At 67.6% G+C, this 14,830-nt stretch carries 15 protein-coding genes; 3 read left to right on the forward strand and 12 right to left on the reverse strand.

The features are described from left to right. Positions 1-110 precede the first annotated feature (110 nt). Entirely contained in the window at positions 111-833 is a 723-nt protein-coding gene (locus tag QYS36_RS11415; RefSeq protein WP_308839583.1) for a pirin family protein, read from the forward strand. A gap of 179 nt (positions 834-1,012) precedes the next feature. Further along, the gene (locus QYS36_RS11420) at positions 1,013-1,516 is read left to right on the forward strand and encodes a L,D-transpeptidase family protein (protein WP_308839584.1); all 504 of its coding nucleotides are present in this window, start codon (positions 1,013-1,015) and stop codon (positions 1,514-1,516) included. Between the two features lie 21 nt (positions 1,517-1,537). On the opposite strand, the gene QYS36_RS11425 is transcribed toward QYS36_RS11420, so the two are convergent. From QYS36_RS11425 to QYS36_RS11480, 12 genes are all read right to left on the reverse strand, one after another. Further along, positions 1,538-2,197, reverse strand: coding sequence for a hypothetical protein (locus QYS36_RS11425; protein WP_308839585.1), 660 nt, complete (start codon positions 2,195-2,197; stop codon positions 1,538-1,540). Continuing rightward, positions 2,194-2,580, reverse strand: a complete 387-nt coding sequence (gene gspM, locus QYS36_RS11430; protein WP_308839586.1) for a type II secretion system protein GspM — start codon at positions 2,578-2,580, stop codon at positions 2,194-2,196. The genes QYS36_RS11425 and gspM overlap by 4 nt, the downstream gene beginning before the upstream one ends. Next, complete coding sequence (locus tag QYS36_RS11435) at positions 2,577-3,683, reverse strand: GspL/Epsl periplasmic domain-containing protein (protein ID WP_308839587.1); 1,107 nt, start codon at positions 3,681-3,683, stop codon at positions 2,577-2,579. Before QYS36_RS11435 ends, gspM begins: the two co-directional genes overlap by 4 nt. Further along, on the reverse strand, positions 3,680-4,270 hold the full coding sequence (locus QYS36_RS11440; protein WP_308839588.1) for a prepilin-type N-terminal cleavage/methylation domain-containing protein: 591 nt from the start codon (positions 4,268-4,270) through the stop codon (positions 3,680-3,682). Before QYS36_RS11440 ends, QYS36_RS11435 begins: the two co-directional genes overlap by 4 nt. Continuing rightward, positions 4,267-4,632 (reverse strand): type II secretion system protein, encoded by a 366-nt coding sequence (locus QYS36_RS11445; protein ID WP_308839589.1) that lies wholly within the window; start codon positions 4,630-4,632, stop codon positions 4,267-4,269. Before QYS36_RS11445 ends, QYS36_RS11440 begins: the two co-directional genes overlap by 4 nt. After that, the gene (gspH, locus tag QYS36_RS11450) at positions 4,629-5,108 is read right to left on the reverse strand and encodes a type II secretion system minor pseudopilin GspH (protein WP_308839607.1); all 480 of its coding nucleotides are present in this window, start codon (positions 5,106-5,108) and stop codon (positions 4,629-4,631) included. The genes QYS36_RS11445 and gspH overlap by 4 nt, the downstream gene beginning before the upstream one ends. 91 nt (positions 5,109-5,199) lie before the next feature. Further along, positions 5,200-5,634, reverse strand: a complete 435-nt coding sequence (gene gspG, locus QYS36_RS11455) for a type II secretion system major pseudopilin GspG (protein ID WP_308839590.1) — start codon at positions 5,632-5,634, stop codon at positions 5,200-5,202. Between the two features lie 14 nt (positions 5,635-5,648). Then, positions 5,649-6,851: a type II secretion system inner membrane protein GspF gene (gspF, locus tag QYS36_RS11460; RefSeq protein ID WP_308839591.1), complete on the reverse strand. Its 1,203-nt coding sequence runs from the start codon at positions 6,849-6,851 to the stop codon at positions 5,649-5,651. Between the two features lie 2 nt (positions 6,852-6,853). After that, on the reverse strand, positions 6,854-8,302 hold the full coding sequence (locus QYS36_RS11465) for an ATPase, T2SS/T4P/T4SS family (protein WP_308839608.1): 1,449 nt from the start codon (positions 8,300-8,302) through the stop codon (positions 6,854-6,856). Between the two features lie 5 nt (positions 8,303-8,307). Next, positions 8,308-10,260, reverse strand: a complete 1,953-nt coding sequence (gene gspD, locus QYS36_RS11470) for a type II secretion system secretin GspD (RefSeq protein WP_308839592.1) — start codon at positions 10,258-10,260, stop codon at positions 8,308-8,310. Positions 10,261-10,263: 3 nt separating this feature from the next. Further along, positions 10,264-10,689, reverse strand: coding sequence for a pilus assembly protein PilZ (locus QYS36_RS11475; RefSeq protein ID WP_308839593.1), 426 nt, complete (start codon positions 10,687-10,689; stop codon positions 10,264-10,266). Continuing rightward, positions 10,686-12,323 carry a lipoprotein UxpA gene (locus QYS36_RS11480; RefSeq protein ID WP_308839594.1) on the reverse strand — a complete coding sequence of 546 codons (1,638 nt, stop codon included), beginning with the start codon at positions 12,321-12,323 and terminating at the stop codon, positions 10,686-10,688. The genes QYS36_RS11475 and QYS36_RS11480 overlap by 4 nt, the downstream gene beginning before the upstream one ends. Before the next feature lie 242 nt (positions 12,324-12,565). Here QYS36_RS11480 and QYS36_RS11485 point away from each other — a divergent pair, with 242 nt between their 5' ends. Continuing rightward, complete coding sequence (locus tag QYS36_RS11485) at positions 12,566-14,608, forward strand: PhoX family phosphatase (protein ID WP_308839595.1); 2,043 nt, start codon at positions 12,566-12,568, stop codon at positions 14,606-14,608. Positions 14,609-14,830: the final 222 nt, after the last annotated feature.

A 14,830-nucleotide genomic window follows, 5' to 3' on the forward strand; every position in this document is an offset into this window, starting at 1 on the left:
TCAATAGGACAATAAGTCCATTTACAGCCGGTTAATCAATCTCCCGACAGCAAGTAAGATCACCTCCATGCCGCCGACCAAGGCCGCACTCATCAACCGGAGGATTCATCATGCTGGCTATCCGTAAAGCGACCGACCGTGGCCATGCCAACCATGGCTGGCTCAACTCCTTCCACACCTTCTCGTTCGCCAGCTACAACAACCCGAAGGAGCGTGGCTTCTCCGACCTGCTGGTGATCAATGACGACACCGTCAGCGCCGGCCAGGGCTTCGGCGAGCACCCGCACCGCAACATGGAGATCTTCTCCTACGTGCTGCAAGGCGCCCTGGAGCACAAGGACAGCCTGGGCACCGGCTCGGTGATCCGCCCCGGCGACGTGCAGCTGATGAGCGCCGGTACCGGTGTGTCGCACAGCGAATTCAACCACTCGCCCAGCGAGCCGGTGCACTTCCTGCAGATCTGGATCGTGCCGAGCGAGCGCCAGGCCGAGCCACGCTACCAGCAGGAGCACTTCAGCGAAGCGCAGAAACGCGGCCGCCTGCAGCTGATCATCTCGCCGGATGGCGCCGATGGCTCGCTGAGCGTACGGCAGAATGCGCGGGTGTACGCCGGGCTGTTCGACGCTGACGAGCAGGCTCATCTGCAACTGGACGACAACCGCTACGCCTACGTTCATGTGGCCCGCGGCAGCGTTCAGCTCAACGGCGAGCAGTTGCAGGCCGGTGATGGTGTGCGCCTGCGCGACGTGCGCGAGCTGCACCTGAGCCATGGCCAGCAGGCCGAAGTGCTGGTGTTCGACCTGCGCCCCAACGAACTGCCGTCGCTTTCCTGATAGGTACGCCGTAGCCTGACGTTGAACGCAGCGATACCCGGGATTGGGTTTCGCTGCGCGCTACGCCAGGCTACCCAGGCAATTCGATGCACAGGTCGCCTGCCCCTAGGCGCTTATATACGCCTGCCTTAGAATGAGCCTCCGCCGCCCGCCGGCCATCTGCTCAGTCGAAAATCCCCATGCGCTGGTTGCTCGCCTTCACGCTCTTCTCATTGGCCCTGGCCGGGCATGCCGCCACTGCGCCCGTCGCTCCCGTGGCGACCGTCGACAAGGTATTGGTGGAGAAATCCCAGCGCCGGCTGCAACTGATCAGCCAGGGCAAGACGCTCAAGTCGTATCGCATCTCCCTGGGCAAGCAGCCGCTCGGCGCCAAGCTGCGCGAGGGCGACCTGCGCACGCCGGAAGGTTTCTACTGGATCGACTGGCGGCGCAAGAGCGAGAAGTACAACCTGTCCATGCACATCTCCTACCCCAACGCCCGTGACCAGGCACAGGCCAAGGCCGCCGGCGTGAAACCGGGCAGCATGATCATGATCCACGGCACGCCGCTGGACGACGAATACCCCGAGTGGTTCTTCCATACCCTGGACTGGACCGAGGGCTGCATCGCCATGAAGAACGCCGACATGCGCGAGGTCTGGGCGTTGGTTAAAGACGGCACGCTGATCGAGATCCGCCCCTAACAGGCTATTGAGCTGGGGTGATTACCAACGGATAGTACGCGCCACCTGGGTGCCGCCCGGTGCCAGCCATTGCGCGCTGACCAGCAGCGGTTGCAGCGCCGCGCCAGGCTCGACGCGCCCCGTCAACCTGGCCTGCCTGGCCAGCAGGTCGGCCGCCAGGTCGGCATGATGCTGACCGGGCAAACTCAACTGCCCTGCCAGTTTCCAGCCCGCCGTGCAATCGAGCGCCACACGGGCCTGGCCCAACTCCAGTTGCCAGGGCGCCTGCAGCGCCAGCCCATCAACCTGTAAATTGCCCTTCGCCGACAGGCAGCGTGAGCCGCTGCCGGTCAGCTCGATCATGCCCTGCCACTGCCCCGCCAGGCGATAATCGGTCGCCAGGGTGTGCGCATCACTGGCCGGCTGCAGCGCCGCATGCCAACGCCAGGGCCAGCCGGACACCTGCAACTGCCAGCGCTGCCCCTGATAACCGGCACTGGCCTGGGCCGTCGCCCGCCAGGGTTGCCACGCCCAACGCAGCGGGCCGAGATCACCGAGGCGCTCGGCCTGGCCCTGCCAGATACTGCCGCTGATACCTGCCAGCGGTATCGGCAGCGGCGCCAACAGCCAGCGGGCGGGCAGCTCGACCAGCAGGGTGATGGCAAATACCAGCAGCGCCCACAGCCAGGCGCGCCGACTCATCGCTGCAGCGCCAGTTCGAAGTGCAGCGCCGACTCTTCACGGCGCAGGCTCCAGCGCAACAGCTGCGCGCCCTCCCGCTCCAGCTGCAGGAGCCAGTCCTGCAACACCCGTTCGTCCTGCAACCGACCGCGTACCAGCCATTGCCCGGTGTCCGGTTCCAGGGCTTCGATGCTGATGTTGCGGGCCTTGGCGGCCTGCTGCAGGTCATCGGCGCTCAGCGTCCTGTCGGCGCCCAGGGCCAGGCTCGAACCTGCCAGCGCCTGCCATTGGCCAAAGGCCTGCCAGCGCTGCTGGCCTTCACGCCAGGCCAGCAGCGCCAGCAGCACGGCGATGATCGCCACCGCCAGCAGGCGTACGCCGCGGTGCTGAAGATTCAGGCTCATGATGCGCCTCCCAGATCGAAAGTCAGATTGAGTTCGTCGCTGGCCTGGGTCACCTGCACCGCGACGCCGATAGCGCTGGCCATCGCCTGCCAGGTTGAATCGTCGACGGCCTCGTGCCCCTGCAGGCGCAGGCTCCAGCGCTGCCCATCGAACTGCGCAGCGCTCAGTTGCCAGCCGGCGTTGGCGCGCAACCAGCCATCGAGTTCGGTCTGCAGGTGTTGCAATTGTCGCAGGCGCAGCTGCCGCTCATCCGCGCCCAGCCGCTGCTGTTTCACCCGCTGCGCGGCTTCGCGCAATGAAGTGACCGGGCCGACCACGGCCTCCACCTGTGCCTGATACACGCCCTGCTGCCGCCATTGCTGGCTGGCCCACAGGCCCGCCCAGAGCACCGCCAAGGCCAGGCAGGCAGCCGGCAGACGCCACAGGCCAGGGCCGGGCAGGCGGGCCTGGCGCTGCGCCCGGCGCCGTTCGAACAGGCTGGGCAGGCCATCCAGCGCGGCGAGCGGCTCGGGCCAGGCGCCCTCGAGCCGGTGTATCTCGAGCTCGCCCCAGATACCGGCAGGCGCTACCGCCTGCAGCTCGACCGGCCATGCCAGCCAGTGCTGGCGTGCCTCGGCGCTGCTACCGACGAACAGACTCGCCCCGCCCTCCTGGCGCCAGCACCAGGCGGCGCCGGGAGCCGGCACCGGCAACAGCTGGAACTGCGCCCAGCAGCGCTGCACATCCAGCTGCCACTCGGCGCATCGCGCCAGCCAACCGTCGAGCAGCGCCTGCTCGACGCAAACCAGGCGCATACTGCCGGGCTCTCGGGCCAGGCAGCCGCAGGCCAGCTCCTCGGCGCTCTGCAGCAGGCGATCCTCGAGCAACAACGGCCACTCGTGACGCTTGAGCCCCGGCGGCGCAGCTACCTGGAAGTGGCTGCAGCGCTCGCCCGGCAGCACCAGCGCCACCCGTGCGCCCGGCATCGCCGGCGGCTCTCCCGAGCCTGAGGCCTGTACGCGGCCCTGCTCGACCCGCGCCCACTGCCAGGCCTCGGCATGGGCCCCCGGGCGCAGCAACAACCACGGCCGTGCCGCGCGGCGACGCCAACGCTCAAGTTTCATGAACGGCCCCACGGCAGGGCGAAGGTACAGACATAGGGCGCTCCATCACGCTGAAACGTCAGGCGCACGCCCCGGTCCGGGCGCAGCCTGTCCGTCGATGGCCAGGCCAGCCAGCGGCTGTCCTGGCGAAAACTGAAACTCACCGACTGCACCCCGTCCAGCTGCTCGCGCAGGGTCCACAGCGGTGCGCCGGTGGCGTACAGATCACTGGCGGTGTGCAGCAGCAGACGTTGGCTGCGCCGGTCGTAAGCCAGGCGCTGGCGCTGCAGGCGGGCGCCGCCCTCGGCGCTCGGCCAGGCGCCGAGCGCCACCCATTGCAGTTGCAGCTCGTTTGGCTGCCAATCCAGCCAGTTCAACGCCAGCGGCAAGCGGCGCTCATGCAGCTGGCGCAGCACGGTGGTGTCGAAGCGCCGCTCCAGGGCCAGGCAGAAATCCAGTACCGGCATACCTGGCGAGCCCTGGGACAGGCGCTCGCGCACATTGATCCAGCCGTTGACCAGGGCGGCCAACAGCACACCGAGCAAGGCCGTCAGCGCCAGGGCGACCAGCAGCTCGATCAGGGTCAAACCGCCCTGCCTGGCGCTCACGGGCGCACCAGAAACAGCTGATACAGCCCCAGCGACTCACGGCGCTCGCCATCAGCGAACAGGCTCAGCTCGGCACGCCGCAGGTTGCGTACCCCGGTGCCCTGCATCTGCAGTTGCCAGTGGCAGCTGCCAGGGCCCTGGACGAGCACCCCGGTGAGGCTGTTCTGCGCCGGCCACAGTTGCTCGACCGCAAAACGTGCTTCCAGCTCACGGGCACACAGCGCTCCGAGCTGATGCTGCTGAACGCTCTGCTGCACGGCCAGGCGCTGGCGCAGCACCTGGCTGGTCATGACCGCCAGCGTGGCGGCGATACCCAGGGCGACCATCACTTCGAGCAGGGTGAACCCACGCTGGCGCTTCATCGCAGCGACGTCCGCTGCAAGCGCCCGGCGCTGTCCCACTGCCATTGCTCACCGCCCTCGGGCCAGTGCCAGCGCAATGCCTGCGCACGCCCGACACCGTTTGGCGTGAACACCAGGCGCGGCTCGCCGGCAGCCGGCCAGTCAGGCCTCAGCAGCGCCGGCCATTCGCCCAGCGCGACCGCCTCGACCTGCCAGCGCAGCCCCTGCTGATCGCGAACCTGGCGCACGAACTCCGGGCGCCGGCCGTTCCAGCGCAGGCCATGAATCTGCCCGGCGTGCAGCGCCTCTGCAGCCTGGGCGCGGCTGGCCGCAGCGAGGCGTTCCAGGGCCTGCCGCGCCGGCGCCTGGCCGCTGTCGAGCCAGGCCACGCTGAGGCTGGTCAGCAGGCCGGCGATAAACAGCACGACCAGCAACTCCAGCAGACTGAACCCGCGCTGCGCAGACCTAGGGTGGATGACGCGCTTTTCATCCACCATCGCGCCGCTGCAACGGTGGACGGATGAAGCGTCGTCCACCCTACGTTGGTTGATTGCCATCGCGTTCCGGCAAAGGGTCATAAGCGGCCGCTCAAAGCTCCCAGTTGCCCAGGTCGGCATCGATGCCCTCGCCGCCTTCGAGGCCATCGGCGCCCAACGAATAGATATCGACCCGCCCATGCTGGCCGGGGCTGCGGTACTGATACGGCTTGCCCCAGGGGTCATCGGGCAGGCGGCGGATATAGCCGTCGGCGCGCCAGGCTCGCGGCAGCGGCTCGACGGTCGGTTTGGCCACCAGTGCCGACAGCCCCTGCTCGTTGCTGGGGAAGCGCAGGTTGTCGAGGCGGTACATGTCCAGGGCCTGCTCGAAGGTCGACAGGTCGGCCATCACCTTCTGCTTCATGGCCTTGTCCTGGCTGCCCAGCACGCTGGGTGCGACCACGGCGATCAGCAGGCCCATGATGAAGATCACCACCATGATTTCCATCAGGGTGAAGCCCCGTTGGGTGAAACGATTGCTGCGCATGATGGCGCTCCTCCTTACAGTGTCAGGCCCTGATTGAGCTGCATGATCGGCAGCAGCACGGCCATTACGATGAACAGCACCACGCCGCCCATCACCAGAATCATCAAGGGTTCGAACAACGCCATGGCGGTGTCCACCTGGCGGGCGAAGCCACGCTCCTGGTTGTCCGCCACGCGTTCGAGCATGTCCGGCAGGGTGCCGCTGGCTTCGCCACTGGCGACCATGTTCAGCAGCAACGGCGGGAAGTGGCCGCTGGCCTCCAGCGCCCGATGCAGGCTGACGCCGCCTTTCACCTCGCTGCTGACCCGTTCCAGGGCCAGGCGGATGCGCCGGTTGTTGACCGTGGCGGTGGCCACCTGCAGGGCCTCGAGCAACGGCACGCCGCTGCCGACCAGGATCGCCAGGCTGCGTGACAGTCGTGCGCTCTCCAGCACCTGCAGGAGCACGCCGACCTGGGGCAGGCGCAGCAGCAGATCGTCGCGGCGCAGGCACCAGTGCGGTTTGCGCAGCAGCAACTTGCCGAGCAACGCCGCCAGCAGTACCGCCCCCAGCAGCCAGGGACCGAGCAGCACCAGGGTGTTGCTGATGCCGATCAGCAAGGTGGTAATCCATGGCAGGCTCTGCCCGGCATGGGCGAACTGCTCGGTGAGCTTGGGCACCACGAAGGTCATCAGGCCGATCACCACGGCCAGGGAGACGCCCATCAATACCGCCGGATAGATCAGCGCGGTGCGCGCCTTGTGCTGCTGGCGCTGCACCTGTTCGAGGTGCTCGGCCAGGCGTTCGAGCACCTGGGCCAGGCGACCGGAGCGCTCACCGGCCTCGACCAGCGCGCAGTACAGGGTCGAGAACACCCCGCCCTGGCGGGCCAGGCTGCGGGCCAGGCCAACGCCCTCGGCCAGCGAGCCGCGCACCGCCACCAGCAAGCTGCGCAGGGCTGGCTGCACCAGTTGCCGCTCCAGGGTGCCCAGGGCGTCGACCAGCGGAATGCCGGCGCCGGTGAGGGTCGCCAGTTGCCGGGTCAACTCGCACAACTGCGCGCGGCTGACCCGCTGGCGGCGCGGTTGGCGGCTTTGCGGGTCGTGACGGTGCAGCTCACGGGCGAACAGCCCGTTTTCGCGCAGCAACTGCCGGGCGTGGCGCTCGCTGTCCGCCTGCAGGCTGGCCTTGTGCGCCTTGCCGGCCAGGTCGACGGCCTGATAGCGATAGGTCGGCATGCTCAGCCCTGCACCGCGCGCAGCACTTCGGCGAGGCTGGTGTCGCCGCGGCCCAGGCAATCGCAGGCCATGGCCGCCAGGCTCTGCCGACGGTCTTCCAGGTAGGCGTGCATGCTCACCTCGCTGGCGCCGCTGTACAGCAGGGCGATCAGCCCGTCATCCAGCTCGATGAATTCGTACAGCCCCAGGCGGCCTTGATAGCCGCTGCCCTGGCACAGCTCGCAGCCGAGCGGATGAAAGCTGTGATCGAGCCCGGCCAGCTCCGGCAGCAGCTGCCGCTCGGCGGCCTGCAACGGGCGCCGCTCGGCACAACTGCACAGGCGGCGCACCAGGCGCTGGGCGAGCACGCCACGCAGGCACGAGGCGATCAGGAAGGGTTCGATGCCCATGTCGCGCAGGCGGGTCACCGCGCCCACGGCGCTGTTGGTGTGCAGCGTCGACAGCACCAGGTGCCCGGTAAGGCTGGCCTGCACGGCGATCTGCGCGGTCTCCCGGTCGCGGATTTCGCCGAGCATGATCACGTCCGGATCCTGGCGCAGGATCGCCCGCAGGCCACTGGCGAAGGTCAGCCCGGCCCGCGGGTTGATGGCGGTCTGGCCGATGCCGGTGATGGCGTATTCCACCGGATCTTCGACGGTGAGGATGTTGCGGCTGCCGTCATTCAGGCTGTTGAGGCTGGCGTACAGGGTGGTGGTCTTGCCCGAGCCGGTCGGCCCGGTGCTCAGCACGATACCGTTGGGGCGGCCCAGGCAGGCGCGCAGGCCCTGCTCCACCGCGGGCGGCATGCCCAGGTTGGGCAGCGCCAGCAGGCTGGCCTGCTTGTCCAGCACGCGCATCACCACCCGCTCGCCATGGATGCCCGGCAGGGTGGAAACCCGCACGTCGACCTCGCGACCAGCGGCCCGCAGGGTGATACGGCCATCCTGGGGCTGGCGCTTTTCGGCGATGTCCAGGCGCGCCATGACCTTGATCCGCGACACCAGCATCGCCGACAGTGCCCGTGGCGGGCGCAGCACTTCGCGCAGGTGGCCGTCGATGCGCAGGCGCACCACCAGGCTCTGCTCGAAGGTCTCGATATGGATATCCGAGGCCTGCAACTGCAGGGCCTGGGCGAACAGGCCGTTGATCAGGCGGATCACCGGCGCCTCGTCATCGCTCTCCAGCAGGTCCTCGATGCGCGGCATGTCGTTCATCAAACTGTCGAGATCGACCTGCTCGCCGATGCCCTCGATCAGCGCCGCATTGGCCCCCTCGCCAGCCTGGTACAGCTGGCCCAGGCGTTGTTCGAACTCGGCCCGCGACAAGTGGCATACCGCACCCGGCGCGCCCGCGACGCGCAACAGTTCCTGCAACTGGTCGGTGTCGGCGTCCTCGCACAGCCACAGGCCCCAGCTGCCCTCGCCGGGCACCCAGGCCAGGCCGGCTTGCCGGGCCAGGCGATAGGGCAGCAGGCTCATTACCAGGCGCCCCCATCGAGGCGCGCACGGCTGGCCGGGAATAGCTGCTGCAGCCCGGCATCGCCGTCCAGCGCCGGCAACTTGAGCGCCGTCTCGCGCTGCAGGTTCTGGTATTTCTCGGCACTGAAGCTGGCGATGCTCGGCCCGTCGCGCAGGATGCGCGGGCGGATGAACACCATCAGGTTCTGCTTCACGCCGCTCTTGCCGGTGGAGCGGAACAGCCGGCCGAGGCCGGGAATGTCGCCGAGCAGCGGCACCTTCTGATCGGTATTGCTGGTTTCATCGCTGATCAGCCCGCCGAGAATGATCAGGCCGTTGTCCTCGACCATCACCTTGGTCTTGATCTCGCGCTTGTTGGTGATCACGTCGCTGGCCGAGGCGAAGTCGGCGATCGACGACACTTCCTGGACGATGTCCAGGCGCACGCTGTTGTCGATATTGATCTGCGGCTTGATGCGCAGCTTCACGCCGACCTCGCGGCGCTCGATGGTCTGGTACGGGTTGCTGTTGTTCTGGGTCACCGAGCCGGTGACGAAGGGCACTTCCTGGCCTACCAGGATCGACGCCTCGGCGTTGTCCAGGGTCAGCAGGGTCGGGGTGGACAGCAGGTTGAAGCCGCTCTTGCTCTTCAGTGCATTGAGCAGCACGGCGAAATTGAAGCCACCACCGAAATTACCGATGCCGGCGGTCGCACCGTTGACGCCCGACAGCAGCTCGCCGAGGGCGGCGTTGTCACCACTGGCCGCGGCACCTGCGATGCTGGCGATATTGGCGCCACCGGCGCTGAAGTTGACCACCCCGGCGCCGAGTTTCTCGTCGGCGAACAGCCACTGCACGCCCAGCTCCTCGGCGCGGGAATCGGAAACCTCGGCGATGATCGCCTCGACCACCACCTGGGCGCGGCGGATGTCCAGTTGCTCGACGATCGAGCGGTAGGCCGCCAGCTCGCTGTCCGGGCCGACCATCACCACCGCGTTGGTGCCCTCCTCGTACTCCAGGCGCACCCCCGAATCGCTGATCGGCAGGCGCGCGACCTGGGCGCCCTCGGCGCCTTCGCCGGGCGCCTGGGGCGCCTCCTGGCTGAGACCGCGCAGCACCTTGACCACTTCACTGGCGTTGGCATGGCGCAGGTAGATCACCTGGGTGTTGGAGGCGCGCAGCTCGCCGCCCGGGCGATCCAGTTGCTTGAGCAGGGCGCGCACCCGCTCACGGCTGTCGGCACTGCCGCGCACCAGCAGGGCGTTGCTGCGCGGGTCGGCGATCACCTGGGCGCTGTCGGCGCCCTTGTCGTTGGCCAACAGGCGGGTGATCAGCGCGCTGGTGTCGGCGGCGCTGGCGTGCTGCAGGGGCATCACCTGCAGCGGCTCGTCGCTGACCTGATCGAGTTCGGCGAGCAGGCGGTCGATACGCGCCAGGTTGCTGCGCCAGTCGGTGACCACCAGCAGGTTGGCGGCAGGATACGGGGTGATGACCCCGACCCGCGGATCGATCAGCGGCTTGATGATGCCGAGCAGCTGCTCGCTGGCGGCGTTGCGCACGCTGAATACCCGGGTGGCGATGCCGTCGCCGGCGGCCGGCTGCCCGCCGCTGGGGTCCACGGGCACCGGCTCCAGGCGTGCGGCCTGGTCAGGCAGAATCTTCACGCTGCCGTTGGGCAGGTTGACCGCGGCGAAGCCCTGGGCACGCAGTTGCGCCAGGAAGATGTCGTAGATCGCTTCGCTGTCATGGCGCTCGACGGTGCGCACGGTGACCTTGCCCTTGACCCGCGGGTCGACGATGAAGGTGATGCCGGTGATCTGCGACACGCTGTCGATGAACTCGCTGAGCTCGGTGTCGACGAAATTCACCTCGTACAGCGGCGACTCGGCGACCGGCAGGTCCAGCACCTCCTCGGCCAGAATCGGGGTGGCACCCAGGGCCAGCAGCGCGGCCAGGCAGTAGCGAACGATCATCTCTTATCCTTGCCGCTTGAAGCCGGTCACGGCTGGCCGTGGCGGCCAGGGCAGGCGCTCGCGCCGCCCCTGGTTATCGAAAATCAGCCCCGCTTCGTCGATGTACTGCAGCACGATGCCGGGCGCGAGGCGTTGCCCGAGCTGGTAGCTACGCACCTGCTGGCCGTAGCGCAGCACCACCACCGTGGCGCTCAGCGGTTGGGCGCGCAGCCCACCCAGGTACTGGATCGGCAAGCGGGTCAACGGCAAGTCGCCGCCGTCGGCCTGCAGCTGCCAGTGGCCCACCAACAGGCCCGGCGGCGCGGCCACCTCGACGGCGGCGGCACGGGCCGGTTGCGGCTCACGACTGAGCTGCAGCACGCACTGCGCTGCCAGCCATGCACCGAGGGTCAGCCACAGGCCGCGCCACAAACGCTGCGCGCTGATCAACTGACGCCTCTGGGGTGCCAGCCAGGATGGCCCTGCACATAGCGCACGCTGGGCAGCTGCAAAGCTGGCAATTGCCAGTCGGCTGGCTGCCTGCTCAACCAGGTTTCCACACGCTGCCAGAGCGGCTCGCCGGCGCCGGCGTCGGCGCTCAGGGAAACGCTGCGACACAGGCCGTCGAGGGGCGCCAGGCCGGAAACCCGCTTGCCGCTCGGGCTGTAGCTGACCTGCCAGGCCTGCCCCTGCCAGCGCGGCAGATCCTGGCTGTTGTCGAGCAGCAGGGGGTCGCCGAACAGTTGCTCGGCGGCGTTTTCCAGCACGCTTTCGAGCGGTTTTACTGGCGCCTCGACCACCGCGGCCGGGTAGCCGCCGGTGAGGCTGATCAGCTGTTCGCGGGTAATCGCCTGGCCGGCGGCTACCGGGCTGTCGTAACGCAGGCCAGGCAGCAACACCTGCATCTGGCCGTCATCGGAGAGTGCCTGATGGAGCAGGCGATCCCAGCTGCCACCGCGGGTGTCACGCCGCCACAGCGCCTGCGGCGCCCTGGCCAGCGGTTGGTCGAGCCAGGCGGCGTGGGGCGCGCGCTGGCCCTGCAGCTGGCTGCGCAGGTTCGCTGCATGGGCCTGGCCTGCCGGGGAAAGCAGCTGCTCGAAGGCGGGGTGAAAGCGCGCGACGAAGGTCCACTGCCCCGCCTGGCGTTGGCAGCCGATATGAAAGGCACCGCTGGCCCGGCAGCCACCGAGCACCACCGGCACGCGCCTGCCGCTGCTCTGCAGCACCTCGATCGGCGTCGGCCAGAAATCCTGCCCACGGGCACACAGCAGCAGATCGGCGTCGCTCAGCCGCTCGGCCAGCCACAGGCCGGGCCCGGTGCCCACGTCGGCCAGGGCGATGACCAGATCGGCCTGGCCACGCGCCTGCTTGAAGGCCGGCAACAGCGATTGGTACCACTGTTTCAGGGACGCCTTCTGGTCGCCGGCATAAGGGTCGGTAATGCCGACCACGGCGATCCGCAGGCCGGCGCGGCGGATCAGCGTGAAGGGTTGCACGCCCAGCGCCTGCGCCTGCTCCTCGGCAAGCCCGGCACCCAGCACCGGCTGGGCAAACTGGCGATAGAGGCCGGCGCAGCGCTGCGGCCACAACACCCGCTCATCGCTGCAGACCCGCACCTCGCTGCCCAGCAGCTGGCTACCCTGGGCGCCACTCTCGCCCTGGGTCAGGTAGGCCAGCCCGCTGCCATTCCAGCCCTGGCCGTTCTCCAGGGTCAGGCAGCGCTCGGCACCCTGGCGCTGGCGCAGCTCTTCCAGCAGCGCGCCCAGCACGGCGTAACCACCGGTGCTGACGCCCTCGGCCAGGCGCGCATCGAGCAGCGGATTGAGTTCGCTGCGCGCCTGGTGGGCATGGCTGCCACTGAGCCAGGGCGCGCGGCCGAGGTGGGAAACCGGCCCCAGCCGGGTGGCCGGCACCACCGGCTGACCCGGCTGGCGGGCATCCAGGGTATCGGCGACATACAGCAGATCCAGCTCCGCCTGCCCGTCCGGCCGCGGTGTCGCGAAGCCCGAGCATGCGCTGAGCAGCGGCGCCATCGCCCCGATGCCCATCCAGCTCATCACTTCCCGTCTGCCGATGTCTGTCATCGCCCCGCTCGCCTCATCTTTATGCATTGTCGGGGCGGGATACTGGGCAGCTAATGTGACAGTTTAATGGCGGTTATTCGACAGCCCCACCACCACTGTATTTTGAAAAAATCAAATAAATCAGAAAGCTAGCGTCACAAAGCTTTCAATAGCCATTAACACAACTGCCAAAAAATCATCACACACGGTCTCTAAAGTCCCGGTTTCCTCAAGCCGCTTCAACAGAAAAAGGACATGACCTGATGAGTCGAGATACCGGCGATAACCTGGATCGCAATACCAGTGGCAACCTGCCCATGGCCTCGGTTCTGGATGCCTACCTGAGCCGCCGCAGCGTGATGCGTGGCGGCCTTGGCGCGGCGATCGCGATGATCGCCGGCACCGGCCTCACCGGCTGTTTCGACAGCGGCGGCTCCAGCAACGACAGCTCCCCCAGCGAGCCACCGGCCGAGCCGAAACTGGCCCTCGGCTTCCAGTCCATCGCCGGCTCGCGCACCGATGCCTGCGTGGTGGCGGCCGGTTACAGCGCCTACGTGCTGGCGCCCTGGGGCACGCCGCTGAATTCTCTGGCCGCGCCTTGGAAGAACGATGGCAGCAACACTGCCACCGACCAGGAAAACTCGGCCGGCATGCACCACGACGGCATGCACTTCTTCCCCATCAACGACAGTTCCGAAGATGGCCTGCTGGCGGTCAACTACGAATACATCGACGAAGACGCCCTGCACCCCAATGGCCCGACCACCGTCAACGGCCGCCGCCCGGCCGAGGAAGTGCGCAAGGAAATCAACGCCCATGGCGCGGGTGTCATCCGCATCAGCAAGGTCAACGGGCGTTGGCAGGTGGTCGATAACGACCCACTGAACCGCCGCTTCACCACCGCCAGCGTGATGGACATTTCCGGCCCGCTGAGCGGCACCGACCACCTGAAGACCAAGTTCTCGCCGACCGGCACCCAGACCCGCGGCACCAACAACAACTGTGGCAACGGTTACACCCCCTGGGGCACCTACCTGACCTGCGAAGAGAACTGGCCGTCGATCTTCATCAATACCGGCACCCGCCCTGCCGATCAGTCGCGTATCGGTATCGCTACCAGCACCGGCCGCTATGGCTGGGAAACCGCCGCCGGGGACGCCTCGGAACAGAACGACGAATTCACCCGCTTCAACATCACCCCAAGCGGTGCGTCGGCCACCGATGACTACCGCAACGAAGCCAGCACCTACGGCTACATCGTCGAGATCGATCCCTTCGATGCCAGCACCCGCGCGGTCAAGCGTACCGCCCTGGGCCGCTTCCGCCATGAGGGCTGCTGGCCGGCACTGCCGGTGGTCGGCAAGCCGGTGGTGTTCTACAGCGGCGACGACTCGAACAACGAGTACCTGTACAAGTACGTGTCCAACGCCCTGTGGGAGGCCGCCGACGCCAACCCCAGCGACCGCCTGGCCACCGGCGCCAAGTACATGGACAACGGTACCCTGTACGTGGCCCGTTTCGATGCCGACGGCAGCGGTGCCTGGATCCCGCTGGTGGCGACCACCCCGACCACCGACGGCAGCACCCTGGGCGCCAAGTTCACCGATCTGCCGGGGATCATCCTCAACACCCGCGGCGCGGCCGATGCCGTCGGTGCAACGCCGATGGATCGACCGGAGTGGACCGCGGTCAACCCGCTCAATGGCGATGTCTACCTGACCCTGACCAACAACAGCGCGCGCACCGCCGCGCAAGTCGACGCCGCCAACCCACGTGGCCCGAACCGCCACGGCCACGTGATCCGTTGGCACGACAGCGACGATCAGCTGAGCTTCACCTGGGACATCTTCGTGTTCGGCGCCAATGCCTCGGGAACCCCGGACATCAACCGCTCCGGCCTGACCGAACTCAACCAGTTCGCCAGCCCGGACGGCATGAGCTTCGACAGCCGTGGGGTGCTGTGGATCCAGACCGACAACGGCGAATCCAGCGTGACCAGCTACACCAACGACCAGATGCTGGCGGTGATCCCCAGCAACCTGGTCGACAGCAATGGCCAGCAGGTACCGGTCAACGCGCAGAACCAGGTTGACCTGCGCCGCTTCTTCGTCGGCCCCAACGGCTGTGAAGTGACCGGCATCGCCTTCACGCCAGACAACAAGTCGATGTTCGTCAACATCCAGCACCCGGGCAACTGGCCCTATAGCGACGTTGCCACCGAAGAAACGCCAGCCGGCACCACCGTCCGCCCACGCGCCTCCACGGTGGTGATCCAGCGCAACGACGGCGGCGAAATCGGCGTCTGACCTGCCCACGCGGCACGGGCTCATCCCGTGCCGCCTCTCTTCGCCTGGATGTGGCAGCCGCGACGTCCAGGCGCTCTCTTCCCAGAATCCGTTCACGATCATTCGCCGTAATTGCATCTGCAATGACTGCAACATGGCGGGAGCGGCCGTTCGTCCACGTTAGGGAGGCTGGTGATTATCTGTGGGAGCGGGCCATGCCCGCGAAAATAATCACGGGCATGG

Source organism: Pseudomonas sp. G34 (assembly GCF_031119625.1).
In the GTDB taxonomy this organism is placed as follows: domain Bacteria; phylum Pseudomonadota; class Gammaproteobacteria; order Pseudomonadales; family Pseudomonadaceae; genus Aquipseudomonas.